A 26,499-nucleotide genomic window follows, 5' to 3' on the forward strand; every position below is an offset into this window, starting at 1 on the left:
AGGGGGAGGGATCAAGGTGCTCTCGGGGCTTACGGGTTTGCCGGGACGGCGGGTTTGCCGGGACGGCGGGATTGCCGGGCTTGGGCTCTTACTCGGCCTGGTAGCTCACCAGCTCCAGCACCAGGTCGCCGCCGTCGTGCTGGGCCAGTTTCACCGGCAGCGGGTAGCGGTCGGGGGCGTACCAGGCGCTGAAGCCGCGGTCGGCGTCGGTGCGATCGATGCGCTCGGCGTCGAAGCTGCCGGCGGGTACCTTGACGGTTTCCTTGCCGCTGACCTTGAAGTTTTGCGTCTGCACTTCCTGGCGTACCGCCACTGGCAGGGCGATCTGCTGCTTGCCGTCGCGCAGCGCCAACCCCAGCGCCAGCGCCAGGGTGTTGCGCTCGACCATGCCGGGACTGGCGGGATAGCTCTGTGCGCCCTTGCCCTCGTCGACACTGACCTGCTTGTTCGCCCAGTCCACCACCAAGTGGCGCTGCTTCTGCTTTACCGCAGCCTGCATCAGGTAGTCGTAGCTGATCGCCTCGGGCACGTCGCCTTTCCAGCGGAAACGCGAGGTTTCGCTGACACTGGCGCCGAGCAGGGCGGCCAGTCCGCCGGTGCCCTTGACGTCCTTGCTGTAGATCCACTGGCCGTCGCCGGCCGCGTGCAACCGGATCGTGGCGACGCCCATGGGCTGGCCACCTTGCAGCACGTCATAGGTGGCGGTGAAGGCCTGGGGTTGGGTGGCTGCGGCGGCGTGGCTGCCGAACAGCAGGCCAAGGCCGAGCAGGGGAGCGAGCAGGGATCGGATAGTCATGCGCCGAGTCTGCGCAGGCAGGGCTGAACCTGCTTTAAGGCGACGCTGATCAAGTATCACCACCGTCACCCACCCTCTCTGTTCGCAGACCACAGGGCCGTCGGCGAAGGCAGACTGGCCGTCTGTCGAGACGACGGACCGAAGGTATGCGGACAGAGAGGGTGGGCCTCAACTTCTTGAATTTGAAATGATGAGGTGATGACTGGAAGGCCCGCAGCCGATGCCGCGCAGCTTGGCAAGACGGCCAGTCTTGCCGGCGCCACGCAACATCACCTGCGGGCCTTCCAGTCATCATGACGGCGGCGATACTTGATCAGCGTCGCCTTAAGGCTGCAGCCCGTGTGTGCCCAGCTGCAGTGGCATCGACAGCGGCCGGCCGTCGAAGCGTGGGCCGTGGCCATCCCATTGCAGCCGGCCGCCGGCCAGTTCGGCCAGCACCGCCGGCAGCAGGCGGTGTTCCAGCGGCAGCAGTCGCTGCGCCAGCGACTGTTCGTCGTCGCCGGCACCGATCGGCAGGCGCGCCTGTGCGATCACCGGGCCGCCATCGAGTTCGGCAGTGACGAAATGCACGCTGGCGCCATGCTCGGCGTCGCCTGCTTCCAGCGCGCGACGATGCGTGTGCAGGCCCCGGTATTTCGGCAGCAGCGAGGGATGGATGTTGATGATGCGACCCGCCCACGGCCGCAGCGCCTCGCCGTCGAGGATGCGCATGAAGCCGGCCAGCACCAGCCATTCGGCGCCGCTGTCGGTGATTCGTTCGAACAGGTCGAGATCGAACGCGCGCCGATCCGCGTAGCTGCGGGGGTCCAGCGCCAGGGTGGCGATGCCGGCGGCTTCGGCCAGCCGCAGTGCGCCGGCGGTGGCCTTGTCGCTGCCCACCAGCACGAATTCGACCGGCAGCTCGCCGCGCGTTCGCGCGTCGAGCAGGGCGGCGAGATTGCTGCCGCGCCCGGAGGCGAGCACGGCGACCTTGGCGGGTGCGGAGGCCAAACCGATCAGCCGATATGCACGCGCTCGTCGCCCTGCGCGGGCACGATCTCGCCGATCACCGAGCTGGCGAGGCCGTGCGTGGCCAGCAGCGCGGACGCGCCGGCCACCGCGTCGCGCGGCAGGATCACGGTGAAGCCCACGCCGCAGTTGAACGTGCGCCACATTTCCTCGCGCGCCACGTTGCCTTCGCGCATCAGCCAGTCGAATACCGGCGGCAGCACGATGGCCGACGCCTGCAACGCGATGCCCAGGCCGTCAGGCACCACGCGGATGATGTTTTCCTTCAGGCCGCCACCGGTGATGTGGGCCATGCCGTGAACCGGGCTTTCCTTCAACAACTCCAGCATCGGCTTCACGTAGATCGTGGTCGGCGCCATCAGCGCATCGACCAGCTTCACGCCGCCGAGGTCGAGGTCGAGCCTGCCGTTATCAGGCGTGCAGCCCGCCCGATCGAGGATCTTGCGCACCAGCGAGTAACCGTTCGAATGCGGGCCGCTGGAAGCCACGCCGAGCACCACGTCGCCCGCGACGATCGCGTCGCCGGTCAGCATCTGCGACTTTTCCACCGCGGCCACGGTGAAGCCGGCCAGGTCGTATTCGCCCGGCGGATACATGTCCGGCATCTCGGCGGTCTCGCCGCCGATCAGGGCACAGCCGGCCAGCTCGCAGCCGGTGGCGATGCCGCCGACCACGGCCGCGGCGGTGTCCACGTCCAGCTTGCCGGTGGCGAAGTAGTCGAGGAAGAACAGCGGCTCGGCGCCCTGCACCAGCACGTCGTTGACGCACATGCCGACCAGGTCGATGCCGATCGTGTCGTGGCGGTTCAGCATCTGCGCCAGCTTCAGCTTGGTGCCGACGCCGTCGGTGCCCGAGACCAGCACCGGCTCCCTGTACCGGCCGGAAAGGTCGAACAGGCCGCCGAAGCCGCCCAGTCCGCCCATCACCTCGGGCCGCAGGGTGCGCTTGACCAGCGGCTTGATGCGTTCGACCAGCGCATTGCCGGCATCGATATCGACGCCGGCGGCGCGGTAGGTGAGGGCGTCAGACATGGCGAGGACCTTGGTCAGGATCTGCGGCGTGGGTGAAACGCGCAAGTTTACCAGCTTGTGGCGCCGTTGCCGTTCGCCTTCGCCGGCTTCGACACCGCCGCGATGGACGCTGGGGACACTATTGGGCAGACTTCCCGGGAGATTTCCCCAAGAAGATGCCTGCCCCATGCGCCTGTCCCGCCTGCTGATGCTCACCTTGCTGCTGGCTTTTGCCGCCTTGCCGTCCCTGCATGCCCAGCTCGCCGGCTCGCCGTATTCGGTGGTGGTGCCGGTGGCCGACACCAGCGACGCCCAGCGCGACCAGGCGTTCTCCACCGCGCTGGCCCAGGTGCTGACGCGGGTCGCCGGTGGGCAGGACCTGCGCAGCAACGCCGGTTACGCCGATGCCCTGGGCAAGGCCACCTCCCTGGTGCAGAAATTCCAGTACCAGCGCGCTGCCACCGGGCTGATCCTGAATGTGGATTTCGAGCCAGGTTCGGTGCGTCGGCTGGTCTCGAAGCTGGGCGTGCAAAGCGCGGGCATCAAGCCACCGGTGCTGCTGCTGGTGCAGGACGGCAATGGTCATCTGCTCGACCAGACGGCGCTGGCCAGCCTGGCGGCCAGTGCCAACGCGCGCGGCATCAATGTGGTGTATCCCGATGCGGCCAGCGCGCCTGACCCGGCCAAGATCGCCGCCGCCGACCCTGCTGCACTGGCCGGGGTCAACCGGCAGTACCGCACCGGCCTGGTCCTGCTGGGCAAGCTCGCCGGCAACAGCGCGGGCTGGACGCTGATTTCCGGCGGCCAGGCCCAGCACTGGACTGCGCAGGGCGCGAGCGCGGACAGCCTGCTGGGCGATGCCGGCAACGGCCTGGTCGACCGGCTGGGCAAGCAGCTCAACGTGATTGGCGCCGGCCCCAGCGAGGGCAAGCTGTGGGTCAGCGGGCTGGACAGCGCGATGGATTACGCCAGGCTGATCTCCACCTTGCAGGACGACCCGACGGTGAAACAGGTGCTGACCCTGGGCGCGCAGAACGATGCCGTGCTGCTGGACATCAAGGCGGCGGTTCCGATCAGTGCGCTGGCCGCCAACCTCGCCGCGGGCGGCCACCTGCTGCTGCAGGGCGAACCGCATCCGGGCGCCGACGCGAACCTGCGCTGGCTGAGGTGACCGGATGAATCAGGACAGGGACATTTCGCGGCGCTGGCAGCTGCTGGCGATCGTGCTGGTGATCGGCTACCTGATGTGGTTGCTGGCGCCGGTGCTGATGCCGTTCGCGGTGGCCGCGATGCTGGCTTATCTGGGCGACCCGCTGGCCGACCGGCTGGAGCGGCTGGGCCTCAACCGGATGTGGGCGGCCACGATCGTGTTCGTGGTGATCCTGGTGGCGGTGGTCGGCGTGCTGCTGCTGCTGATCCCGCTGATCGCGCGCCAGGTCGAGAACCTGGTCGGCAACCTGCCGCGCTATGGCGACTGGGCGCAGAACACCGTGTGGCCGTGGCTGCAGGCGCGACTGCACCTGGACCCGCACACCTTCGACAGCGATCGGATGCTGACGGCGATCAAGGAACACATCGGCTCGATCGGCGGCGTCGCCACCGCGGTGATCGGCAAGGTCTCGCGTTCGGGCCTGGGCATCGCCATGGCGCTGACCAACCTGGTGCTGATCCCGGTGGTGGCGTTCTACCTGCTGCGCGAGTGGGACCGGCTGGTGGCGAAGATCGACGGCATGCTGCCGCGCTCGATCCAGCCCACCATCGCGCACCTGGCCAGCGAGTCGGACAAGATCCTCGGCGCCTTCGTGCGCGGCCAGTTGCTGGTGATGCTGGCGCTGGGCGTCTTCTACGGTGCGGGCCTGGGCATGGTCGGGCTGTCGGTGGGGCTGCTGATCGGCATGGTCGCCGGCCTGCTCAGCTTCGTGCCGTACCTGGGCTTCATCATCGGCTTCGTGGCGGCGATCATCGCCGCGCTGGTGCAGTACGGCGACTGGACCCACGTGCTGCTGGTCTGTGGCGTGTTCGCGGTCGGCCAGTTGCTGGAAGGCTATGTGCTGGTGCCCAAGCTGGTCGGCGACAAGATCGGCCTGCATCCGGTGGCGGTGATGTTCGCGGTGCTGGCCGGCGGTTACCTGTTCGGTTTCCTCGGCGTGCTGCTGGCACTGCCGGCGGCGTCGGTGATCATGGTGCTGCTGCGCTACCTGATCGAACGCTACCGGATGAGCGAGCTGTACAACGAGGAAGGGCCGGACGATCCGGTGATCGCCGAAGTGGACGTCAGCGTGCATCGCGATGGCGAAGTCGAGACGGCTGCCGTCAACGTGCCATCGCCGGACGACTCGTCCACGCCATGATCCCGCAGTTGCCGCTCGCGCTGCGCTGGCCACGTCGGCAGCGCTTTGAACATTTTCATGCCGGCGCGAATGCCGCCGCACTGGCTGCGGTGCAGGCGCTGGCGCTGCAGCCCGGCGCGCCGTGGGTTTACCTGCATGGCGCCAGCGGCAGCGGCCGCAGCCATCTGCTGATGGCCGCCTGCCAGGCCGCCATCGCCGCCGAACGGCGCGTGCAGTACCTGCCGCTGGCGGCGATCGCCGACCACGCCGCGGCCCTGCGCGGCGTCGCCGGCAGCGAACTGCTGGCGCTGGACGACCTGGGCGCCATCGCCGGCAACCGTGACGCGGAACACGCGCTGTTCGACCTGTACAACCGCGCCCGCGCCGAAGGCAGCGCCCTGCTGTTCGCCGCCGACGCCACGCCCACCCAACTCGGCATCGAACTGCCCGACCTGCGCTCGCGTCTCGGCGCCTGCACCCAGTTCGCACTGAAGCCGCTCGACGACGACGAACGCCGCATGGTGCTGAAAGCGCAAGCCGCGTCGCGCGGCATCGAACTGGACGACAGCGTGCTGGACTGGCTCTTCGCGCGCTATGCGCGTGACTTGGGCGCGCTGCTCGACTTGCTGGACAAGCTGGACGTGGCGTCGCTGGCAGCACAGCGGCGGATCACCGTGCCGTTCCTGCGCGGATTCCTGCGCGAGGCTGACGAATCAGGATATTGAGTCGACTCGGACGGATGCGTCAGTCTTTGATAGGATTAGTGTTCATTTAGGCACACAAGGATGTCCTATGCCATTGCCATTCCCTGCACCTGGAACTGTTTTATGGGCGGTTGACACGGATCTGGAACGAGATGTCTTTCGATCCGGTGCGGCCACCAAGCCAAACGTCGAATATTTGCGTTTTGGCGACATCGGGGTGTCTGAGGAGGATGGGCGAATTCCGTACGACCAATGTGACAAGTTCATGGTCGATCCAGGCCAGGGAATATCGCTTTTTCTTGAACGGATGATTCCGGAGGGGCTGGTTGTTGTCGACACAGCTTCGGCAAAGAACATTGGCAAAAAAGCCCAGAAGAAAATTCATTGGTGGGGCGTCGACCAGAACCATCCTATTCCAGTAGGGCTTCAACTCGTCTACGACGGTCAGCCTCCCGGTCATTGCATATTGTCGGTTACTCGCAAGATGCCGGTTTCCGCCTTCCTTTCGTTGGTTGCGCAAGTTCCGTTCAGCCTGCGCGGCATTGATCTTGTTACTCCCATTTATTGACCTGGAACACCGATGAGTGCACTCGAATTCACAGACAGGGAACTGACGTATCTGCTGCTTTCGCTGAAAAAGTACGAGGCGCAATTGCTCTTGAGCGAAGACGAGGATATGGGCGATTCCGTCACCGACCTGCTTTTCGTGCAGGCTCTCATGAAACGACTGCGGCAGGCGCAGGCTTCACGCTGACGCAGAACCAGTTTCGTTATGACAAAAACAACGGTGCCATGGGCACCGTTGTTTTTTCACAGAAGGGGGAGACGCTCAGGTCTTCAGCAGCGCCGGCGTTGCCTGCTGCCCGATCGCGTCGACCAGGGCCTTGGCCACGTTGAGATTGCCGGCGACGATGTTGCCGCTTTCCGGGATGCCGTCGCGGCCGGCGAAGTCGCAGTAGCGACCGCCCGCTTCATGCACCAGCAGCACGCCGGCGGCCAGGTCCCAGGGCTTCAGGCCGATCTCGAAGTAGCCGTCGTAGCGACCGGCGGCGACGTAGGCCAGGTCGAGTGCGGCGGAGCCGGAGCGGCGGATGTCCTCGGCCTGGCCGAGGATGGCGCGGGTCATGTCCAGCTGCGGCACCAGGTGCTCGCGCTGGCGGTACGGGAAGCCGGTGGCAATCATCGCGCCGCCCAGGTTCTCGCGCTTGGACACGCGCATGCGGCGGTCGTTGAGGTAGGCGCCGTCGCCCTTGCTGGCGGTGTACAGCTCGTCGCGCAGCGGGTCGAACACCACGGCGTGGATCGGCACGCCCTTGTCCAGCAGCGCGATGGAGACGCTGAAGTGCGGGATGCCGCGCAGATAGTTGTGGGTGCCGTCCAGCGGGTCGATCACCCAGGTCAGCGGGCCCTTGCCGATCGCGCCGCTTTCCTCGGCGAGGATCGCGTGGTCGGGGTAGGCGCGGCGCAGTTCCTTGATGATTTCCGCCTCGGCCAGCTTGTCGACTTCGGAGACGAAGTCCATCTGCTGCTTCTCGACGATGTTCAGCCCGTCGATGCGGTTCATGTAGCGCAGGATCACATTGCCTGCTGAACGCGCGGCGCGCGCCGCGATCGTGACGTGTGGTCTGGCCATGGGTATCGACTTTGGAAGAGAGCGGGTTTGCGGCCGGCGATTCTAGCAGAGGCGAGCCCCGGACGCCCTTGTCCACTATCCTGTCGACCCGCACCGCCAATCTGCCCAGCGCATGACCGATCTCCACGACCTCGCCGCCCGCATCCGTTACGTGCTGGTGCGCACCTCGCACCCGGGCAATATCGGCAGCGCGGCGCGGGCGATCCGCACGATGGGCTTCCAGCGACTGGAGCTGGTGACGCCGTACCGCTTCCCCGACCCCGAGGCCAATGCCCTGGCGGCGGGCGCGGACGACGTGCTGGAACAGGCCGGCATCCACCGCGAGCTGGTCGATGGCCTGGCCGGCACCAGCCTGGCGCTGGGCTTGTCGGCGCGCCGGCGCGGGGTGAACCTGCCGGAAATTCCCCCCCGCGAGGCGGCGCAACAGGTGCTGGCGGCGGCGATGCGCGGGGAGCAGGTGGCGCTAGTGTTCGGCAACGAGCGCACCGGGCTGGAAAACGAGGAGCTGGCGCGCTGCCACGCGATGGTGCGGATTCCCAGCGTGGACGACTTCAGCTCGCTGAACCTGTCGCAGGCGGTGCAGGTGATGGCCTACGAGGTGCGCCTGGCGATGCTGGGCGACGACTTGCCCGCACCACCGCCCGAGCACGACGAGCCGCCAGCCGACGCGGCGCAGATGGAACAGTTCTACCGCCATCTGGGGCAGACCCTGGACGACATCGAATTCCACAAGGGCCGCGAGCCCACCACGATCATGCTGCGCCTGCGCAAACTGTTCCAGCGCGCCCAGCCGGACGAGCGCGAGCTGCGCGTGCTGCACGGCATCCTGGCCGACGCGCAGCGGATGGCCGGGCTGGCGAAGAAAAATCCGTAGGAGCGCACCCTGTGCGCGATGCTCTTCGTTACGTGACGGAAAGCATCGCGCACAGGGTGCACTCCTACACTTCGTCGGACGGCTCCAGCGAGGGCGCGGGGGTCACCAGCAGCTTGTCGATGCGGGCGCCGTCGAGGTCGACCACCTCGAAGCGGATGCCGTGCCAGGCGAACACTTCGCCGGTCTGCGGCACGTGGCCCAGCGCGGTCATCACCATGCCGGCGACGGTGCGGAAATCGTGTTCGTCCTCGCCCGGCAGCGTACTGATCTGCAGCAGTTCGCGCAGGTCGTCGGTGGGCAGGCTGCCGTCGATCAGCCAGCTGCCATCGGCGCGCTGCATGATCGGGCTGGCCTCGTTGCCGCCGCCGTGGCCGATCTGGCTGGCACCCACCACGGCGGCCAGCAGGTCGTTGACGGTGACCACGCCCTCGATGTCGCCGTACTCGTCGACCACCAGCGCCAGCGGCGTCTCGGCGTCGCGGAATTCCTCCAGCAGGTCCAGCGCGCGGGCGGCGGCGGGCACGAACAGGGGTTTCGACAGGTGTTCGAACAGTTCCGGCATGCCTTCGGCGAAGCTGTGCAGCAGGCGCTTGACCTCGACCACGCCGACCACGTCGCTCTCGTCGCCGCGGTAGACCGGGTAGCGCGAATACGGCGTTTCGCGCAGCACCTCGATGTTTTCCTCGCGAGTGCCGGCGATGTCCAGCCAGGCGATGCGCATGCGCGGGGTCATCACGCTGTCCACCGTGCGGTCGCCCAGGCGCAGCACCCGGTTCACCATGTTGTGCTCATCCGGGTCCAGCACGCCCTGTTCGGCGCTCTCGGCCACCAGCAGGCGGATCTCCTCCTCGGTGACCATGCCGCTACCGAGCTGGTTGACCCGCAACATGCGCAGCAGCAGGTTGCTGGAATGGTTCAGCAACCACACGAACGGCGCGGTGATCCGCGACAGCACCAGCATCGGGATGGCCACGTAGGAGGCCACCTTCTCCGGCGAGGCCAGAGCCAGCCGCTTGGGCACCAGTTCGCCGAACACGATCTGGATGTACGAGATCAGCACGAAGCCGAGCACGATGCCGATGATCCGCGCGTACGGCAGCAACCAGGTCAGGCGCGTGCCCTCCAGGGCGGCGGCGATATGGCCGCCCAGCGCGTCGCCGGCGATCGCGCCGGTGATCAGCATGACCAGGGTGATGCCGACCTGCACGGTGGACAGGAAATGCTCGGGCGCCTCGGCGTGGCGCAATGCCGCGGCTGCCTTGCGGCTGTTCAGGGCCATCTGCTTGAGGCGGCTCTTGCGCGAAGCCACCAGGGCCATCTCCGACAGCGCGAAGAAGCCGTTGCACAGGGCCAGGACGAGGACGAGCGCGATTTGGGTCAGCATCGCGGCGATGATGGGGGAGGGTGCATGGGCACAGTGTAAGTGGTGTTGCCCCCGCGCATCACCCCGTCGATGGACACGGATTGATCCGTCGATGGACACGGATTGATGCAGGGCAGCACGGCAGTCCTGTAACATTCCTGTCATTCCGTTCGATCAGGCGTGACCCGCATGTTTTCACTGCAGACGATTTTCGGCAAAGGCGACAAGTTCTACGGTTTGCTCGAACAGAGCGCCGAGACCGCCCACGAAAGCGCCAAGGCGCTGCACGAACTGCTGACCCGGCCGGGCGCCGAGCAGGTGATGGCGGCATTCGCGGTGACCCGGGCACGCGAAAAGGAACTGGCCGCACAGATCAGCGAAGGCCTGGTCAACACCTTCGTGACCGCGCTGGATCGCGAGGACATCGAGGCGCTGAACTCGGCCCTGTACAAGATTCCCAAGACCGTGGAGAAATTCGCCGAGCGCTACGAGATCGTGGCCGGGCGCCTGGTCGGCGTGGATTTCGCCCAGCGCGCGCTGGTGCTGGAGCAGTCCAGCGCGGTGGTGGTGCAGATGGTGCACGAGTTGCGCCGCGGCCTGCGCATCGACCCGGTGAAGAAGCTGCAGGATCGCCTGCAGGCGCTGGAGTCCGAAGGTGATCGCATGCTGCTGGCGCCATACCGCACGCTGTACGTGGAAGGCGGCGACGTGATGCGGGCGATGTTGTCCAAGGATCTGTTCGAGCTGATCGAGAAGGCCATCGACAAGTGCCGCGACGTCGGCAACATCGTCTACTCGATCGTGCTGAAGAACTCCTGAGGCCACGCCCGTGACCCTGTGCATTGCAAGCCGGCCTGCGACGCCGTGCGGGATTTCTCCCAGCTGCGGTGAGCGCCCATGAGCATCGTCATCGCGGTGGTGGTGATCGCGCTGGCCTTCACCTACATCAACGGTTTCCACGATACCGCCAACTCGATCGCCACCGTGGTGGCGACCAAGGTGCTGACGCCGGGGCAGGCCGTGCTGATGGCGGCCGGCACCAACCTGGTCGGCGCGTTCATGGGCACGGCGGTGGCCGCCACGATCGCCTCGGGGCTGATCAATGCCGGCGTCATCGAGATGAGTTCGCAGCTGCTGATCTGCGCGCTGCTGGCGGCGATCGTGTGGAACCTGATCACCTGGTGGCTGGGCCTGCCGTCCAGCTCCAGCCATGCGCTGGTCGGTTCGCTGGTCGGCGCGGCGATCGCCGCCTCGGGCAACAACTTCGATTCGGTGATCTGGGTCGAGGGCAGCGTGCTCAAGGGCCACGGCGTGATCCCCAAGGTGATCATCCCGATGGTGCTGTCGCCGCTGGGCGGTTTCGTCATCAGCTTCCTGCTGATGGGGGCGCTGTACGCACTGCTGGCCTGGTTCGCCAACCGACAGGGCTGGTTGCGCCGATTCGGGCGCACGCCGTTCGTCAACGCGTTCTTCGGCAAGGCGCAGATCCTGTCGGCCGGCGCGATGGGCGTGGCGCACGGCATGAACGACGCGCAGAAGAGCATGGGCATCATCGCGCTGGCGCTGGCCGGCGGCACCGCCGCCCACCAGTTCGACCAGCTGCCGCACTGGCTGGGCTTCCTGCGCATCGACGGCAACCCCGCCGGCGGTTTCGAAATCCCGGTCTGGGTGAAGGTGGTGTCGGCACTGACCATGGCCGCCGGCACGGCCGGCGGTGGCTGGCGCATCATCAAGACGCTGGGCCACAAGATGGTCAAGCTGCATCCGATCAACGGTTTCGCCGCCGAAACCAGCTCCGCCGCGGTGATCCTGGTGGCGTCGGTGTTCGGCATTCCCGTGTCGACCACGCACAACGTCTCCGCCTCGATCATGGGCGTGGGCGCGGCCAAGCGCTTCAACGCGATCCGCTGGTCGGTGGTCGAGCGGATGGTGTGGGCGTGGATGCTGACCCTGCCGATCACCGCGCTGCTGGCCTACGGCCTGGTGCTGCTGTTCCGGCTGGTGTCCTGAGCGAACGTCCGGCTACAGCGAATCGCTGCTGTGGGCGATGAGCTGTTCCAGTTCGTCACCCAGCGTGCCCAGCTCGCCGACCACGCGTTGCAGCTCGGCCTGATCGAGGAATTCGTAGGGGCGGTTCTCGCACAGGTGCAGGTAGGGCGAGCCGTCCAGGTCGGCGACCGCGAGGAAGCCGGTGCGCTGTTGCCAGTTGAAGCGCAGGCAGCGGTTGGGGTCGGTGCCGGCCAGCGGACCGACCGGGGTGGAGATGCGCAGATAGCGCCGTCCCGCCTCGTCCTCGAGCTCGGCCAGGTAGATCCCCTGGCAGCGATCCCCGGCCAGCTGCAGGTCGAAGCTGATCAGGTAGGGATCGTTGTGGCGCAGCTCGTGCAGGCTGCCGATGTGGGAACGCACGGCTTCGAAGTGGCGCATGGTGCGGCTTCCGCTGGCGAAGGTCGGAAGCTACTCTGACACGGATTCCCCTGCGTCGCGTGAACCATGAATGATGTCGCCGCCCGCGTCTACGCCGCCATCGCCGCCATTCCGCAAGGACGCGTGGCCAGCTACGGCGCGATCGCCGCGCGCGCTGGCCTGCCCGGTCGCGCGCGCCTGGTCGGCCGCCTGCTGGGCGAAGTGCCCGACGGCATGGAACTGCCGTGGTACCGCGTGCTGCGTTCCAGCGGGCACATCGCGATGCCCCCGGGCAGCCGCGGCTTCCGCGAACAGTCACGCCGCCTGCGCGCCGAAGGCGTCGAGGTAAAGAACGGCCGCGTCCCCCTCTCGCGTTTCGGCCTCGACGCCGATCTCGACCACGAGTTGTGGGGCCCCCCGCTCCAATAAAGTAAAAGCGCCTCTTGCGTTCGCCTCCTCTCCCGCTTGCGGGAGAGGATTGAGGAGAGGGAAGCCCCCGCTCCAATAGAACCAAAGCGCCTCTTGCATCCGCCTCTTCTCTCTGCCCACGCAAGGGGAGAGGCCCCCTGTCATCGCCAACCCACACGCCCGCGCGCGTCCCGCGCACACCTGCTTCCGCGAAGCGGCACCGCCGCATTTGCTAGCATTCCAGCAATGCCCACTTCCCTCGACATTCTTCAAAGCGTTTTCGGCTATCCCAGTTTCCGCGGCCAGCAGCAGGCGGTGGTCGAGCATCTGGGCGAAGGCGGCGATGCACTGGTATTGATGCCCACCGGCGGCGGCAAGTCGCTGTGCTACCAGATCCCCGCGTTGCTGCGCCAGGGCACCGGCATCGTGGTGTCGCCGCTGATCGCGCTGATGCAGGACCAGGTCGACGCCTTGCGCGAGGCCGGCGTGGCGGCGGCGTTTCTCAATTCCAGCCTGGCGGGGGACCAGCAGCGCGAGGTCGAGCGGCAGCTGCTGGCCGGCGAGCTGAACCTGCTTTACGTGGCGCCGGAGCGATTGCTGACCTCGCGCTTCCTCGACCTGCTCGAACGCACCGAAGTGGCGCTGTTCGCGATCGACGAGGCGCACTGCGTGTCGCAATGGGGCCACGACTTCCGTCCCGAATATCGCGAACTGGCGATCCTGCACCAGCGCTTCCCCGAGGTGCCGCGCATCGCGCTCACCGCCACCGCCGATCCGCGCACCCGCGAGGAAATCGTCGAGCGCCTGTCACTGCAGGATGCGCGGCAATTCGTCTCCAGTTTCGACCGGCCCAACATCGGCTACCGGGTCGGCCAGCGCCACAACGCGAAGCGCCAGCTGGGCGAGTTCCTGCTCGGCCACGAGGGCGAGTCCGGCATCGTGTACTGCCTGAGCCGACGCAAGGTGGACGACACCGCCGCGTGGCTGGCCGAATCGGGCATCGAGGCGCTGCCGTACCACGCTGGCCTGGACGCGGCCACCCGTGCGAAGAACCAGCAGCGTTTCCTGCGCGAGGACGGCGTGGTGATGGTCGCCACGGTCGCCTTCGGCATGGGCATCGACAAGCCCGACGTGCGCTTCGTGGCGCATCTGGACCTGCCGCGCAGCATCGAGGGTTACTACCAGGAAACCGGGCGCGCCGGCCGCGATGGCCTGCCTGCCGAGGCGTGGATGATCTACGGTCTGTCCGACGTGGTCACCATGAGCCAGATGATCGCGCAATCCGAATCGGCCGACGAACGCAAGCGGGTCGAGCGGCAGAAGCTGGAATCCCTGCTGGCCTACGCCGAGGCGATCGACTGCCGCCGCCAGCTGCTGCTGGGCGCCTTCGGCGAAAGCTATCCCGGCCCCTGCGGCCATTGCGACAACTGCATCGCGCCACCGAAAACCTGGGACGCCACGGTGCCCGCGCAGAAGGCGTTGTCGGCGGTGTACCGCACTGGCCAGCGCTTCGGCTCCGGCCACGTCATCGCGGTGCTGCGCGGCGAGGAGAGCGAGCGCGTGCTGAGCTTCGACCACCATCGCCTGAGCACCTTCGGCATCGGCGCGGAGCTGGACGACAAGCAGTGGCGCTCGGTATTCCGCCAGTTGCTGGCGGCCGGCCTGCTCGAAGCCGACGCCGAAGGCTATGGCACGCTGCGGCTCACCGCCGCCAGCCGCGCCGTGCTCAGCGGCGGCAAGCCGGTGCGGCTGCGCGAGGACGCCCGCCCCGAATGTGCCACCCGGCGCCGGCGCGACAGCAAGCTGGTCACCGGCGATCCGCGTCATGGCGGCAGCCTGGGCATCGAGGCCTACGAGCAGCCGATGTGGGACCAGCTGCGCGCGCTGCGCACCCAGCTGGCGAAACAGCAGGGCGTGCCGCCCTACGTGGTCTTTCACGACGCCACCTTGCTGGCGATGCTGCGGGCATTGCCGGCCAACGAGGACGAGCTGGCCAGCGTCAGCGGCGTGGGCGAGGCCAAGCTCAAGCGCTACGGCCGCGACTTCCTCGCGGTGATCAACGCGGCGGACTAGCTCTCTCGCCGCGGCACACCGTGGCGCCACCGATGATTCGCAAACGCCTGGCGCATGGCTGCGTCCGGGCGCCGTCAGCCGTTCCGCAAGCAGCATGGGAGCGCGGTTCCATCGACGTTTTCGGGTCAGGCTTGGCGAAACATGACAGCGCTGTCATAGTAGCTTCGATGGCGTCAGGTGCAGGAGCGGGCAGGGGTGGGCACGGGCAGTCCGTGTCGGTTCCTGCATACGTATTCAGCCGGACAGCGCCGCACGCACACCGCAGAATCGACTGCGATGACTGGTCATGACGTTGGGGAGACGCGATGAGCACGATGGATGCAACCGGTGACGGCCTGGGGCGGCACGCCACGGCGCGAGTGGTATTGATATCGGCGGCGGCCGCGCTGGGCGGATTCCTGTTCGGCTTCGACACGGCCGTGATCAACGGCGCGGTCGACGCGATCCGCGGCAGCTTCGCGCTGGACGCGGCCCAGATCGGCTTCGCGGTGTCCTGTGCCCTGCTCGGTTCGGCGCTGGGCGCCTGGTATGCGGGCATGCTGGCCAACCGCTTCGGTCGCGTGCGCACCATGCAGGTGGCGGCGGTGCTGCTGGTCGCCAGCGCGATCGGTTCGGGAATGGCCACTGCGGTGTGGGACCTGATCCTGTGGCGACTGGTCGGCGGCATCGGCGTGGGCGTGGCCTCGGTGATCGCACCCACCTATATCGCCGAGGTGTCGCCGGCGAACATCCGCGGCCGGCTCGGCTCGATGCAGCAGCTGGCGATCGTGCTGGGCATCTTCGCCGCCCTGCTCAGCGATGCCTGGCTGAGCGGCGCAGCGGGCGGTGCCAGCCAGCCGTTGTGGCTGGGGCTGGCGGCGTGGCGCTGGATGTTCCTGGTCGCGACCCTGCCGGCGCTGATCTACGGCGTGCTGGTGCTGGGCGTGCCCGAATCGCCGCGCCACCTGGTGGCCAAGGGCCGCATCGATGAAGCCCGCATCGTGCTGCGCAAGGTGCTGAACATGCACAGCGAGGCAGCGCTGGACAACAAGCTGCATGACATCGAAGGCAGCCTGCGTTCGGAGCACAAGCCAAGGTTGAGCGACCTGCGCGGCAAGGCAGCCGGCCTGCTGCCGGTGGTCTGGATCGGCATCCTGCTGTCGGTGTTCCAGCAGTTCGTGGGTATCAACGTGATCTTCTACTACTCGTCCACCCTGTGGCATTCGGTGGGCTTCAGCGAGGCCGACTCGTTCACCATCACGGTGGTCACCTCGATCGTCAACGTGCTGGTGACCCTGGTGGCGATCGCGCTGGTCGACAAGGTGGGGCGCAAGCCGCTGCTGGTGGTCGGCTCGGCCGGCATGGCGGTCACCCTGGGCGTGATGGCGTGGTGCTTCTCGCAAGCCACCGGCAGCGGCGCGGAACTGAGCCTGCCCGGCTCGGTCGGCATGGTGGCGCTGGTCGCGGCGAATGCCTACGTGGTGTTCTTCGGCGTCAGCTGGGGCCCGGTGGTCTGGGTGCTGCTGGGCGAGATGTTCCCCAATTCGATTCGTGCCACCGCGCTGGCGGTGGCCGCCGCGGCGCAGTGGCTGGCCAACTTCGCCATCACCAGCAGCTTCCCCGCGCTGGCCGAACTGGGCCTGACCTTCGCCTACGGCCTGTATGCCGGCTTCGCGTTGCTGTCGCTGCTGTTCGTATTGTCCGGCGTGCGCGAGACCCGCGGTGTCGAACTGGAGGACATGCGCGCATGAACGCCTTCCCGCAAAAGAAGCCTGCCGCGGTGCAGCTGGCCTGTGCCGCGCGCGAGCAGAGAAGGAGCCGATACGACGCGCGCCGCGCAAACCGGCTAGGATTCGGAAACGACGGCACGGCGCCGTCGCAAGGGATGCCGGCGGATCGCGTTGCGGATGAAGGCAAAGGCCACTTCAATCGACATTGCCCACCTGGCCGGGGTATCCCAGGCCACGGTGTCGCGTGCGCTGCGTGGCAGCCCGCTGGTCAATGAGGAAACCCGGCGGCGCATCCAGGCCGCCGCCGACCAGCTCAACTACAAGGTCGACAAGAACGCGTCCAACCTGCGCAAGATGCACACCGGCACGCTGGCGCTGCTGTTCTTCGAGGACCCCACCGCCGACGAGTCCCACATCAACCCGTTCTTCCTGTCGATGCTGGGCTCGATCACCCGCGCCTGTGCCCTGCAGGGTTACGACCTGCTGATCTCGTTCCAGCAGTTCTCGCACGACTGGCACGCCGACTTCGCCGACAGCAAGAAGGCCGACGGGCTGATCCTGCTGGGCTACGGCGATTACCTGGCCTATACCGACAAGCTCGAAAAACTGGTCGACCAGGGCACCCGCTTCGTGCGCTGGGGCGCGGTGCTGCCCGACCAGCCCGGCGTGTCGATCGGTTGCGACAATTTCGCCGGCGGCCTGGCGGTGGCCGAGCACCTGCTCGAGCGCGGCTGTCGCCGCATCGCGTTCCTGGGCGATGCCTCCAGCCACTACCCGGAATTCTTCGGCCGTTATCGTGGCTACGTCCAGGCGCTGGAACAGGCCGGCATCGCGATCGATCCGGACCTGCAGCAGAACGCCGAAAGCACCGAGCATTCGGGCTACGAGGCGATGCGCGGACTGATCCTCAACGAAATCGGTTTCGATGCCGTGTTCGCCGCCAGCGACCTGATCGCGATCGGTGCGATGCGCGCATTGAGCGACCACGGCATGCGCGTGCCGCAGGATGTCGCGCTGGCCGGCTTCGACGACATCCCCATGGCCAGCTTCATCAACCCGCCGCTGACCACCGTGCTGCAGGACACCCGCCAGGCCGGCGAAGTGCTGGTCGACAGCCTGCTCGGCCTGATCCGGGGCGAGCCGGTGGACAGCGAAGTGCTGCCGGTGAAGCTGATGGTGCGCCGCTCCAGCCTGCGCTGAGAAGGCCGGGTCGGCCGCCGTTGCGGCTGGTGTGGGTGATCCCGTAGTCTGCGGAGGTTGTCCGGGTTCCTCCGCACGACAGGATCGAGAGCGCCATGGATCGCACCACGTCCGAGCTGGAATTTCACCAGGTGTTCGAGCGCATCACCGATGCGTACGTGGCGCTGGATCGGGACTGGCGCTACATCTACCTCAATGCGAAGGCCTGCGAGTTGTTCGGCCGTCGGGTGGAAGACCTGATCGGCCGGCACATCTGGACCGAATTCCCCGAAGGCGAGGGCCAGCCGTTCCAGCGCGCCTACGAACAGGCGATGGCCGACCAGCAGCCACGGCAGATCGAGGCGTGGTATCCGCCGTACCAGCGCTGGTTCGAGAACCGCATCTATCCGTCGGCGGAAGGCCTGACCATCTACTTCCTCGACATCAGCGAACGCAAACGGGCCGAACAGGAATTGCTGCAGCACCAGCGCATGCTCTCGCAGGCGCAGCAGGTGGCGCACGTCGGCAGCTGGGAATGGGACATCGCGGAAAACCGGGTGACCTGGTCGGCGGAGCTGTATCGCATCTATGGGGTGACGCCGGCGCAGCACGCCGCCACGTTCGAGTCCTACCTGGCGCTGGTGCATCCGCAGGATCGCGAGCGCGTGCAGCAGACGATCGCCCAGGCCGTGACCGGAACGCAGCCGTTCGAGTTCGAGGAACGCATCGTGCGCCCGGACGGCGCGGTACGCACCCTGCTCAGTCGCGGCATGGTCGAGGTCGACGCCGCCGGTCGCGCGGTGCGCCTGATGGGCGCCTGCCAGGACATCAGCGAGCGCAAGCGTGCCGAACAACTGGAAGCCGGCCAGCACGAAATCCTGGCCGGCATTGCGGCGCAGCGTCCGCTGGCGCAAAGCCTGGCGCAGATCGCCCACCTGCACGAGGCGATGAACCCCGGCGCGCTGTGCTCACTGCTGCTACTCGACGAAAGCGGGCAGCACGTGCTGCACGGCGCCGCGCCGAGTCTGCCGGAGGCCTACAGTCGCGCCCTGCATGGCCTGGCCATCGGCGAAGCGCAGGGTTCCTGCGGTACCGCTGCGTGGCGACGCGAGCGCGTGGTGGTGGCCGACATCGCCAGCCATCCGTACTGGGCCAACTACAAGTCGCTGGCGCTGGCGCACGGCCTCAAGGCGTGCTGGTCCACGCCGGTGCTGGGCAGTGGCGGCAAGGTGCTGGGCACCTTCGCGGTGTATTTCCGCGAACTGCACGAGCCACGTCCGGAAGAGCTGTACAGCATCGACCGCATGTTGCCGCTCACCGGCGTGGCGATCGAAAGCGAGCAGCTCATCCGCCGCCTGCGCGAGCGTGACCGCTTCTTCGAGATGTCGCTGGAAATCTTCTGCATCATCGATCCGGCCGCACAGCGGCTGGTGCAGTTCAACCCCTCGTTGCCGCGCGTGACCGGCTACTCCGCCGACGAATTGAAGTCGCGCAGCTACCGCGAATTCCTGCGCGTGGAAAGCGACGTGTTCGACGTCGACCCGATGCAGCAATTCGATGCGGCCGGCCAGCGCATGCATGATTTCGTCAGCCGCTGCATCTGCCGCGACGGCAGCGAACGGCAACTGGAGTGGGTGTCGTTCGTGGCGCCCGACGGGCTGGTCTATGCCGTGGCGCGCGACATCACCGAGCGGCGGCGGGTCGAGGCCGAACTGGCTTACGCGTCCAGCCACGACCCGGTCACCGGCCTGCAGCATCACCTGTTGCTGGAACATGCGCTGTCGGAAATCCTGTGCTATCCGAACGTGCCGGCGTCGGTGCTGGTGGTGGGCCTGGACCGCTTCCAGCTGGTCAATGCCTCGGTCGGTCATCCCACCGGCGATGACGTGTTGCTGCGCCTCGCCACCCGGTTGCAGACGGCGCTGGGCGGGCGCGGCCGGATCGCCCGTTTCGCCGGCGATGAATTCATGGTGACGGTGGCCGGGATGCCTCCCGCCGCGGTGCTGGAGCTGGCCGAGGCGCTGCGGGCGGTGGTGGCCGAGCCGATCGAAGGTGAGGATTACCGGCTGCTGCTGACCGCCAGCGTGGGCGTCAGTCATTCGTCCGCGCATGGCACCGATGCGAGGAACCTGCTGCGCCGCGCCGAGGCGGCGATGAGCCAGGCCAAGCAGGAAGGGCGCGACCGCGTCTGCGAATTTTCGCTGGCCCAGATGCAGGAGCTGGAAGACCGCCTGCTGCTGGGCAACCATCTGCGCGATGCGATCCGGCTGGGCGAACTGGAGCTGCACTACCAGCCGCAGCATGCTGCCGCCGACCTGCGGTTGACCGGTTTCGAGGCGCTGCTGCGCTGGAACTGCCGCCAGCTCGGGCAGGTTTCACCGGCCCGCTTCATCCCGATTGCCGAAGCGCTCGGCCTGATGCACGAGATCGGCGGCTGGGTGCTCGACGTGGCCTGCCGGCAGGTACGCGAATGGCTTGACCTGGGCTATCGCGACTTCACCGTCGCGGTGAACGTCTCGGCCCAGCAACTGCAGCGGCCCGGGCTGCTGGCCCAGGTGGCCGCATCGCTGCAGCGTCATGCCGTGCCGCCGGCGATGCTGGACATCGAGATCACCGAAAGCTCGCTGATGGAAAACGTGGGACGGGTGCAGCGCGCCCTGGCCGAGCTGAAGGCGCTGGGCATCAAGCTGTCGCTGGATGATTTCGGCACCGGCTATTCCAGCCTGGCCTATCTCAAGCAATTCCCGATCGACAAGCTGAAGATCGACCAGATCTTCGTGCGCGACCTGCCGCAGGACGCCGCGGATGCAGCGATCGTGCGCACCATCATCGCGGTGGCGCACGAGCTGCACATGGGCGTCGCAGCCGAAGGCGTGGCGACCGCGGAACAGGCGCAGTTCCTCGTCGGCGCCGGTTGCGACGAATTGCAGGGCCACCATCTCGGTCACGCCCTGAGCGCCAGCGAGGCGGCGCTGCGCCTGGATCGCGCCCGCGGCTAGCGGTTTTCCGCGGACACCGGCAATCCCAGGATCAGCCGCTTGGCCAGGCGCGGCTGGCGCAGTTGCTCCAGCCACCAGCTCAGCGCGCGACCTTCATGATCGCTGCGCCAGGCGACGTAGAGCGTATTCGGCTCGCGCGGCTCGCTCATGGCCTTCTCGATCAGCTGGCCGCTCCGCAGCAGGGCGCTGGCGCGATGTCGCGGCAGCCAGCCCACGCCCAGGCCATCGCGCTGGGCGAGGATCTTGGCGCGCATGCTGGGCACCGCCAGCGTCGCCTGCCCACCGACGATGCCGTAGGCGCGGCCGACGTTGCGCGAGGAGTCGGCCACCACCACCGAACGATGGGCGCCGACCGCGTCCTGTGACAGCGGCCCGGCGACTTTCGCCAGCGGGTGCCGCGGCGATACGGCGAACACCCAGTCCATCGTGCCCAGCTCGAACCAGCGCAACTTGGGCATCGCCGGCGGCTCGTTGGTGGCGCCCACCACCAAGTCGGCCCGGCCCTCGCGCAAGGCTTCCCAGGTGCCGCCGAGCACCTCGTGGGTCAGGCGCAGGCGCACGCCGGACTGCAGCGCGTCGAACGCGCGGATCACCGGCAGCAGCGTCTCGAACTCCAGGATCTCGTCGGTGACGACGTGCAGCCGGTCTTCCCAGCCGTTGGCCACCTGCTTCACGCGCTGGTTCAGGCGGGCCACGTCCTGTACCAGCCGGCCCGCCTCGCGGGTGAGCAGCTCGCCGGCCGGGGTCAGTTGCAGACGGTAGCGGCGGCGGTCGAACAGCAACGCGTCGAAACGTGTTTCCAGCTGACGCGCCGCATGCGAGACGGTCGAGGGCGCCTTGCCCAGGTGGGCTGCCGCGCGGGACAGGCTGCCGGTGCTGCGGATCGCCTCCAGCAGGGCCAGTTCGTCGTCGGACAACATGTGCAACTCCTTCGAACGAGTTCGTCGAAACGATGGTACGGCAAACGCCACGCCGGCGATCAGGATGGCCCCACTGAAACACCACCCGTCACTGGAGCACCTCATGAACCGTTTCGAAGGCAAGTCCGTACTCGTCACCGGCGGCAGCAGCGGCATCGGCCTGGCCGCCGCCCACGCGTTCGCCGCCGAAGGCGCGCGCGTCATCATCACCGGGCGCGACAGCGCCGCGCTGGCCGAGGCCAGGGCTGCGCTGGGCGGCAACGCCATCGCCCTGCGCAACAACGCCGGCGTGGTCGCCGAGGCAAGGGACCTGGCTGCCGCTCTGGCCAGCCAGCAGATCCGCCTCGACGCGGTGTTCATCAATGCCGGCAGCGCGAAGTTCGCGCCGTTCGCCGACGTCGACGAGGCGCTGTGGGACCAGAGCTTCGGTACCAACGTCAAGGGCGCCTATTTCCAGATCCAGGCCTTGTTGCCGCTGCTCGATGCCGGCGCCTCGATCGTGCTGAACGGTTCGATCAACGCGCACATCGGCATGCCGAATTCGTCGGTCTACGCCGCCAGCAAGGCCGCGCTGATCTCGCTGGCAAAGACGCTCTCGGCCGAACTGCTGCCCCGCGGCGTGCGCGTCAACGTGGTCAGCCCCGGCCCGATCAGCACGCCGCTGTACGGCAAGCTGGGCATGGACGCGGCCACGCTGGAAGCCACCGCCGCCCAGATCCAGGGCCAGGTGCCGCTGGGCCGCTTCGGCACGCCGCAGGAAGTGGCCGCCACCGTGCTGCACCTGTCCGCCGCCGAATCGGCCTTCATCGTCGGCAGCGAAATCATCGTCGACGGTGGCATGAGCCAGCTGTAAGGCGACGCAGCGCGCCCGATCGCGCTATTGATCAAGGTCGGGCACGTTCCTGCAAGACCGGCGGCGATCGGTGCGCGATCGTCGCCTTTCGCTCGTATCCGCCACCCACGCAGGAACTCCATGAACACCTCATTGCAGGACAAGATCGTCCTGGTCACCGGCGGCAGCGCCGGCATCGGCCTGGCCACGGCCAGGGCTTTCATCGACGCCGGTGCGTTCGTCTACGTCACCGGCCGGCGCCAGCCGGAGCTGGATGCGGCGGTCGCCACGCTGGGTCCGCGCGCCGTGGGCCTTCGCGCCGATGCGGTCAGCCTGGACGACATCCGCAAGGTGTTCTCGCGGATCGCCGAGGATCATCGCCGGCTGGACGTGCTGTACGCGAACGCCGGCTTCTACGAGTTCGGCCGGCTCGGCGACATCACCGAGGAACACCTCGACCGCAGCTTCGACACCAATGTGCGCGGGCTGGTGTTCGCGGTGCAGGGCGCGCTCCCGCTGATGCGCGAAGGCGGCTCGGTGATCCTCACCGGCTCGATCGTGGCCACGCGCGGCGCCGAGGCCTTCAGCATCTACGCCGCCAGCAAGGCGGCCGTGCGCTCGCTCGCACGCAGCTGGGCGGTCGAGCTGAAGGATCGCGGCGTACGCGTCAACGTGGTCAGTCCCGGCCCGATCGACACTCCCGGGCTGGGCGGCCTGGCCGGCGAACCGGCCAACCTGGCGCCGCTGAAACAGCACCTGGCCTCGACCGTGCCGATGGCACGCATGGGTCGGCCGGACGAGGTGGCTCACGCCGTGCTGTTCCTGGCCTCGGACCAGGCCAGCTTCATCACCGGTGCCGAGCTGACCGTCGACGGCGGCGCGAGCCAGCTCTGAAACAGCGATGGGGCGCTGCCTTTTTCGTACCACGGGCGACCGGTTCGTGACAGGCGTGCCGGCCATGGCGGGCGATGATCCCTGCCTGTGCGGGATACGTCACAATTATGACTTGACAGAAACAGCCTAGGCAGATAAATTGCGGCCGTCATCGAGGAGACGGTCAATGAAAACCACGCCAGCCAGCATCAAGTCGCAGCTCTCCACGGGCGAGCTCGGCTTCCTGATCACCGGCGTGCGCAACGCGATCTGGAGTTCGATCGAGCGCGAGCTGCAGCCGCTGGACATCACCGCGGCGCAGTTCGTGGTGTTCAACACCATCGCCAAGGGTCGCGGCAGCACCATCGGCGACCTGTGCCGGGTGCTGGGTTACGACTCCGGCGCGATGACCCGGTTGCTGGATCGCATCGAGAAGAAGGGCCTGGTTCGACGCGTGGCCAATCCGGATGACCGGCGCAGCTACCTGATCGAGCTGACCGAGCAAAGCGCGGCGCTGGTGCCGAAGGCGCGGCGCCACGTGCAGGCGGTTTTCGGCGAGCTGCTGCAGGGTTTCGACGAGCGCGAAGCCGTGGCGCTGAAGGCCTCGCTGGAAAAGATCCTGGAAAACGCCGCACGCAGCGGCTGAGGCTTTTGTACCGGCATTTATCTGCCTAGGCTGTTTTATCCCCACCTATCGAGGTTGCCAGGATGGACGCGCACGTTTTCCCCAATCGTCCCCGCGCATGGCCGCTGGCGCTGCTGCTGGCAGGCTCGCTGGCCGGTTGCGCCAGCATGCACGGGCTGCATACGCATGCGACGGCGATCGACCCGGCCCGGGTGGAAGCCAGCCAGAGCCTGGCGGGCAGCAAGCTCTCGGCCGCCGCGTGGCCGCAGGATGCCTGGTGGACCCGCTTCGGCGATCCGCAACTCGACCGCATGATGGACACCGCGCTGAGCGGCCAGCCCGGCCTGCGCATGGCCGAAGCGCGCGTGCGCCAGGCGCAGGCGGTTGCCGGCATCGTTGGTGCCTCGCTGTATCCGCAGGCGAACGCCAGCCTGCGCAGCACCCGCCAGCGCTTCAGCGAGGACGGCACGGTGCCGCCGCCGATCGCCGGCAGTTGGCAGACCATCAACGAGTTGTCGCTCGGGGTGGGCTACGAATTGGACTTCTGGGGCAAGAACCGTGCGGCGGTGGACGCGGCGCTCGATCGTGCGCACGCCGCCGACGTGGACCTTCAGGCGGCGCGGCTGATGCTGACCACGGCGCTGGCGCGCACCTATCTGCGGCTGGATCTGGCCTATGCGCAGCGCGACCTGGCGCAGGACACGCTGCAGCAGCGCGAGCAGACCTTGGCGTTGACCCGCCAGCGCGTCGCCGCGCAGATCGATTCGCAACTGGAACTGACCCAGGCCGAAGCCGCCTTGCCGGCCACGCGCGAGCGCCTCGCCGCGATCGGCGAGTCCATCGCGCTGATCAACAACCAGCTGGCCGCGCTGCAAGGGCAGGGGCCGGATGCCGGTGCGCGCATCGCGCGGCCGCAACTGGCCCAAGTGAGCGAGGTGAGCTTGCCAAGCAACCTGCCGGCCGAGCTGATCGGTCGACGCCCCGACGTGGTCGCCGACCGCTGGCGCGTCGAGGCCGCCAGCCAGGACATCAAGGTCGCCAAGGCGCAGTTCTATCCGAACATCAGCCTCAACGGCCTGGTCGGTTTGCAGAGCCGGGGCTTCGACAACTTCCTGGATGCCGGCAGCCGCGTGCTGGGCATCGGCCCGGCGATCTCGCTGCCGATCTTCGACGGCGGCCGCCTGCGCGGCAACCTCGGCGTGCGCCAGGCCGGCTACGACATGGCGGTGGAGCATTACAACGCCACGGTGATCGCGGCGGTGCACGACGTGGTCGATCAACTGGTTTCGCTGCAGTGGCTGCAGCAGCAGGCGCACGAACAGGACGAAGCGCTGCGGCTTACCGAGCACGCCTACGAACTGGCCCAAGCGCGCTATCGCAGCGGGCTGGCCAATTACCTGCAGGTGTTGTCGGCCGAAGGCCAGGTGCTGGCGCAGAAGCAGCAAGTGCTGCAGTTGCAATCGCGCCAGCGCGAGCTACGGCTGAACCTGATCCGCGCGCTCGGTGGCGGCTATCAGCCTGCCGCCGTGCCCGGCGCCACCTCCGTTGCCCATGTCCAAGCCCCCGGGAGCAAATCATGAACACCGACGCACACACACCGCCCGCTGTCGCCGTGGCGCCGGCGCCATCACCGCGCTCGCGGCTGGGGCAGTGGCTGGCCATCGCCGCCGTGGCGATCGCGGTGATCGGCGCCGCGCTGTGGTGGATGCTCGCCGGCCAGTATCGCGAGGCCACCGAGGACGCCTACGTCAGCGGCAACGTGGTGGCGGTCACCGCGCAGGTCAGCGGCGTGGTCACCGCGATCGGCGCGGACAATACCGACTACGTGAAGGCCGGCGGCAACCTGGTCAAGCTGGACGACACCGATGCCCGGCTGGCGCTTTCGCGCGCCGAGGCGCAGCTGGCGCGCAGCGTGCGCATGGTGCGCGCGCAATACGCCAACGTGGGCCAGACGCGCGCCAACGTGGAGTTGCGCAAGGTCGAGCTGTCCAGGGCGAAGGCCGACCTCACGCGCCGGCGCGAACTGCTCGCCAGCGGCGCGATTTCCGGCGAGGAAGTGAAACACGCCGAGAACGCGGTGCACGCTGCCACCGCGGCGCTGGATGTGGCCACCCAGCAGGTCGCCGGCAGCAGCGCGCTGATCGGCCGCACCACGGTCGCCAGCAACCCCGACGTGCTGGCTGCCGCCTCGCAGGTGCGCGATGCATGGATAGCCGTCTATCGCACCAACGTGCCCGCGCCGGTCACCGGCCTGGTGACCAAGCGCAACGTGCAGCTCGGCCAGAAGATCAACCCGGGCGTGTCGCTGATGTCGGTGGTGCCGCTGGATCACCTGTGGGTGGATGCGAACTTCAAGGAATCCCAGCTGCGGCACATCCGCATCGGCCAGAAGGTGGACCTGGTGGCCGACGTCTACGGCGACGACGTGGTCTACCACGGCACCGTGATCGGCCAGGACGCCGGCACCGGCAGCGCGTTCTCGCTGCTGCCGGCGCAGAACGCCACCGGCAACTGGATCAAGGTGGTGCAGCGCGTGCCGATCCGCATCGCGCTGGACCCGCAGCAGGTGGCGCAGCACCCGCTGCAACTCGGCCTGTCGATGAAGGTCACGGTGGCCACGCGCCAGCGCGAAGGCAGCCGCCTGGTGACGGCTGGCGCACCGGAGCACGGCTACCGCACCGACGTGTTCGCCCGCCAACTGGCCAGCGCCGATGCGGTGGTCGACAAGATCATCGCAGCCAACCAGTAGCCCCGCGC

General features: G+C 67.6%; 25 protein-coding genes. 18 read left to right on the forward strand and 7 right to left on the reverse strand.

The features are described 5' to 3' along the window. Window positions 1-88 precede the first annotated feature (88 nt). From UU7_RS04365 to purM, 3 genes are all read right to left on the reverse strand, one after another. Window positions 89-796, reverse strand: a complete 708-nt coding sequence (locus UU7_RS04365; RefSeq protein WP_007805724.1) for a DUF3108 domain-containing protein — start codon at window positions 794-796, stop codon at window positions 89-91. A gap of 324 nt (window positions 797-1,120) precedes the next feature. Further along, window positions 1,121-1,792, reverse strand: coding sequence for a phosphoribosylglycinamide formyltransferase (purN, locus tag UU7_RS04370; protein ID WP_425480500.1), 672 nt, complete (start codon window positions 1,790-1,792; stop codon window positions 1,121-1,123). After that, window positions 1,792-2,835 (reverse strand): phosphoribosylformylglycinamidine cyclo-ligase, encoded by a 1,044-nt coding sequence (gene purM / locus UU7_RS04375; RefSeq protein ID WP_040672827.1) that lies wholly within the window; start codon window positions 2,833-2,835, stop codon window positions 1,792-1,794. The genes purN and purM overlap by 1 nt, the downstream gene beginning before the upstream one ends. 166 nt (window positions 2,836-3,001) lie before the next feature. On the opposite strand from purM, the gene UU7_RS04380 reads away from it, so the two are divergent. The 5 genes from UU7_RS04380 to UU7_RS18220 all read left to right on the forward strand — a co-directional run bounded on the left by UU7_RS04380 (window position 3,002) and on the right by UU7_RS18220 (window position 6,602). Further along, window positions 3,002-3,985, forward strand: coding sequence for a DUF2066 domain-containing protein (locus tag UU7_RS04380; RefSeq protein WP_007805730.1), 984 nt, complete (start codon window positions 3,002-3,004; stop codon window positions 3,983-3,985). A 4-nt stretch (window positions 3,986-3,989) separates the two neighbouring features. Next, a complete protein-coding gene (locus UU7_RS04385) occupies window positions 3,990-5,165 on the forward strand; it encodes an AI-2E family transporter (RefSeq protein WP_007805731.1) in 1,176 nt (391 codons plus the stop codon). Continuing rightward, the gene (gene hda / locus UU7_RS04390) at window positions 5,162-5,869 is read left to right on the forward strand and encodes a DnaA regulatory inactivator Hda (protein ID WP_007805733.1); all 708 of its coding nucleotides are present in this window, start codon (window positions 5,162-5,164) and stop codon (window positions 5,867-5,869) included. The genes UU7_RS04385 and hda overlap by 4 nt, the downstream gene beginning before the upstream one ends. 67 nt (window positions 5,870-5,936) lie before the next feature. Beyond that, the gene (locus UU7_RS18215) at window positions 5,937-6,416 is read left to right on the forward strand and encodes a hypothetical protein (RefSeq protein WP_157581861.1); all 480 of its coding nucleotides are present in this window, start codon (window positions 5,937-5,939) and stop codon (window positions 6,414-6,416) included. A gap of 12 nt (window positions 6,417-6,428) precedes the next feature. Further along, window positions 6,429-6,602, forward strand: a complete 174-nt coding sequence (locus UU7_RS18220) for a hypothetical protein (protein ID WP_157581863.1) — start codon at window positions 6,429-6,431, stop codon at window positions 6,600-6,602. Between the two features lie 75 nt (window positions 6,603-6,677). Here the strand turns inward: UU7_RS18220 and UU7_RS04395 are convergent, their stop codons facing one another. Next, window positions 6,678-7,481, reverse strand: a complete 804-nt coding sequence (locus UU7_RS04395; protein WP_007805735.1) for an inositol monophosphatase family protein — start codon at window positions 7,479-7,481, stop codon at window positions 6,678-6,680. A 112-nt stretch (window positions 7,482-7,593) separates the two neighbouring features. Between UU7_RS04395 and UU7_RS04400 the strand changes: the two genes are divergently transcribed. Then, entirely contained in the window at window positions 7,594-8,355 is a 762-nt protein-coding gene (locus tag UU7_RS04400) for an RNA methyltransferase (RefSeq protein ID WP_007805736.1), read from the forward strand. Between the two features lie 64 nt (window positions 8,356-8,419). On the opposite strand, the gene UU7_RS04405 is transcribed toward UU7_RS04400, so the two are convergent. Continuing rightward, entirely contained in the window at window positions 8,420-9,739 is a 1,320-nt protein-coding gene (locus UU7_RS04405; RefSeq protein WP_007805737.1) for a hemolysin family protein, read from the reverse strand. Between the two features lie 168 nt (window positions 9,740-9,907). On the opposite strand from UU7_RS04405, the gene UU7_RS04410 reads away from it, so the two are divergent. Next, complete coding sequence (locus UU7_RS04410; RefSeq protein ID WP_007805738.1) at window positions 9,908-10,537, forward strand: DUF47 domain-containing protein; 630 nt, start codon at window positions 9,908-9,910, stop codon at window positions 10,535-10,537. 78 nt (window positions 10,538-10,615) lie between these two features. Then, on the forward strand, window positions 10,616-11,728 hold the full coding sequence (locus UU7_RS04415; RefSeq protein WP_007805739.1) for an inorganic phosphate transporter: 1,113 nt from the start codon (window positions 10,616-10,618) through the stop codon (window positions 11,726-11,728). Window positions 11,729-11,740: 12 nt separating this feature from the next. On the opposite strand, the gene UU7_RS04420 is transcribed toward UU7_RS04415, so the two are convergent. After that, the gene (locus tag UU7_RS04420; RefSeq protein WP_007805741.1) at window positions 11,741-12,145 is read right to left on the reverse strand and encodes a hypothetical protein; all 405 of its coding nucleotides are present in this window, start codon (window positions 12,143-12,145) and stop codon (window positions 11,741-11,743) included. Window positions 12,146-12,211: 66 nt separating this feature from the next. Between UU7_RS04420 and UU7_RS04425 the strand changes: the two genes are divergently transcribed. From UU7_RS04425 to UU7_RS04445, 5 genes are all read left to right on the forward strand, one after another. Beyond that, window positions 12,212-12,553 carry an MGMT family protein gene (locus UU7_RS04425; protein WP_007805743.1) on the forward strand — a complete coding sequence of 114 codons (342 nt, stop codon included), beginning with the start codon at window positions 12,212-12,214 and terminating at the stop codon, window positions 12,551-12,553. Window positions 12,554-12,778: 225 nt separating this feature from the next. Next, window positions 12,779-14,605: a DNA helicase RecQ gene (gene recQ, locus UU7_RS04430; RefSeq protein WP_007805745.1), complete on the forward strand. Its 1,827-nt coding sequence runs from the start codon at window positions 12,779-12,781 to the stop codon at window positions 14,603-14,605. 305 nt (window positions 14,606-14,910) lie between these two features. After that, on the forward strand, window positions 14,911-16,335 hold the full coding sequence (locus UU7_RS04435) for a sugar porter family MFS transporter (RefSeq protein WP_007805746.1): 1,425 nt from the start codon (window positions 14,911-14,913) through the stop codon (window positions 16,333-16,335). 156 nt (window positions 16,336-16,491) lie between these two features. Continuing rightward, window positions 16,492-17,514, forward strand: a complete 1,023-nt coding sequence (locus UU7_RS04440; protein ID WP_007805748.1) for a LacI family DNA-binding transcriptional regulator — start codon at window positions 16,492-16,494, stop codon at window positions 17,512-17,514. 95 nt (window positions 17,515-17,609) lie between these two features. Next, window positions 17,610-20,492, forward strand: a complete 2,883-nt coding sequence (locus UU7_RS04445) for a sensor domain-containing protein (protein ID WP_007805749.1) — start codon at window positions 17,610-17,612, stop codon at window positions 20,490-20,492. Here UU7_RS04445 and UU7_RS04450 read toward each other — a convergent pair. Beyond that, window positions 20,489-21,412 carry a LysR family transcriptional regulator gene (locus tag UU7_RS04450; RefSeq protein WP_007805750.1) on the reverse strand — a complete coding sequence of 308 codons (924 nt, stop codon included), beginning with the start codon at window positions 21,410-21,412 and terminating at the stop codon, window positions 20,489-20,491. The two genes, UU7_RS04445 and UU7_RS04450, sit on opposite strands and share 4 nt — an antisense overlap. Window positions 21,413-21,515: 103 nt before the next feature. On the opposite strand from UU7_RS04450, the gene UU7_RS04455 reads away from it, so the two are divergent. The 5 genes from UU7_RS04455 (at window position 21,516) to UU7_RS04475 (ending at window position 26,491) form a co-directional block, all read left to right on the forward strand. Continuing rightward, a complete protein-coding gene (locus tag UU7_RS04455) occupies window positions 21,516-22,265 on the forward strand; it encodes an SDR family oxidoreductase (RefSeq protein WP_007805751.1) in 750 nt (249 codons plus the stop codon). 120 nt (window positions 22,266-22,385) lie between these two features. Further along, window positions 22,386-23,138: an SDR family oxidoreductase gene (locus UU7_RS04460; RefSeq protein WP_007805753.1), complete on the forward strand. Its 753-nt coding sequence runs from the start codon at window positions 22,386-22,388 to the stop codon at window positions 23,136-23,138. A 166-nt stretch (window positions 23,139-23,304) separates the two neighbouring features. Next, window positions 23,305-23,763, forward strand: a complete 459-nt coding sequence (locus UU7_RS04465) for a MarR family winged helix-turn-helix transcriptional regulator (RefSeq protein WP_007805755.1) — start codon at window positions 23,305-23,307, stop codon at window positions 23,761-23,763. A 62-nt stretch (window positions 23,764-23,825) separates the two neighbouring features. Then, on the forward strand, window positions 23,826-25,322 hold the full coding sequence (locus UU7_RS04470) for an efflux transporter outer membrane subunit (RefSeq protein WP_007805759.1): 1,497 nt from the start codon (window positions 23,826-23,828) through the stop codon (window positions 25,320-25,322). Next, window positions 25,319-26,491, forward strand: coding sequence for an HlyD/EmrA/EmrK family protein (locus tag UU7_RS04475; protein WP_007805761.1), 1,173 nt, complete (start codon window positions 25,319-25,321; stop codon window positions 26,489-26,491). Before UU7_RS04470 ends, UU7_RS04475 begins: the two co-directional genes overlap by 4 nt. Window positions 26,492-26,499: the final 8 nt, after the last annotated feature.

The sequence above is a fragment of the Rhodanobacter spathiphylli B39 genome, assembly GCF_000264295.1.
Taxonomy (GTDB): Bacteria; Pseudomonadota; Gammaproteobacteria; order Xanthomonadales; family Rhodanobacteraceae; genus Rhodanobacter; species Rhodanobacter spathiphylli.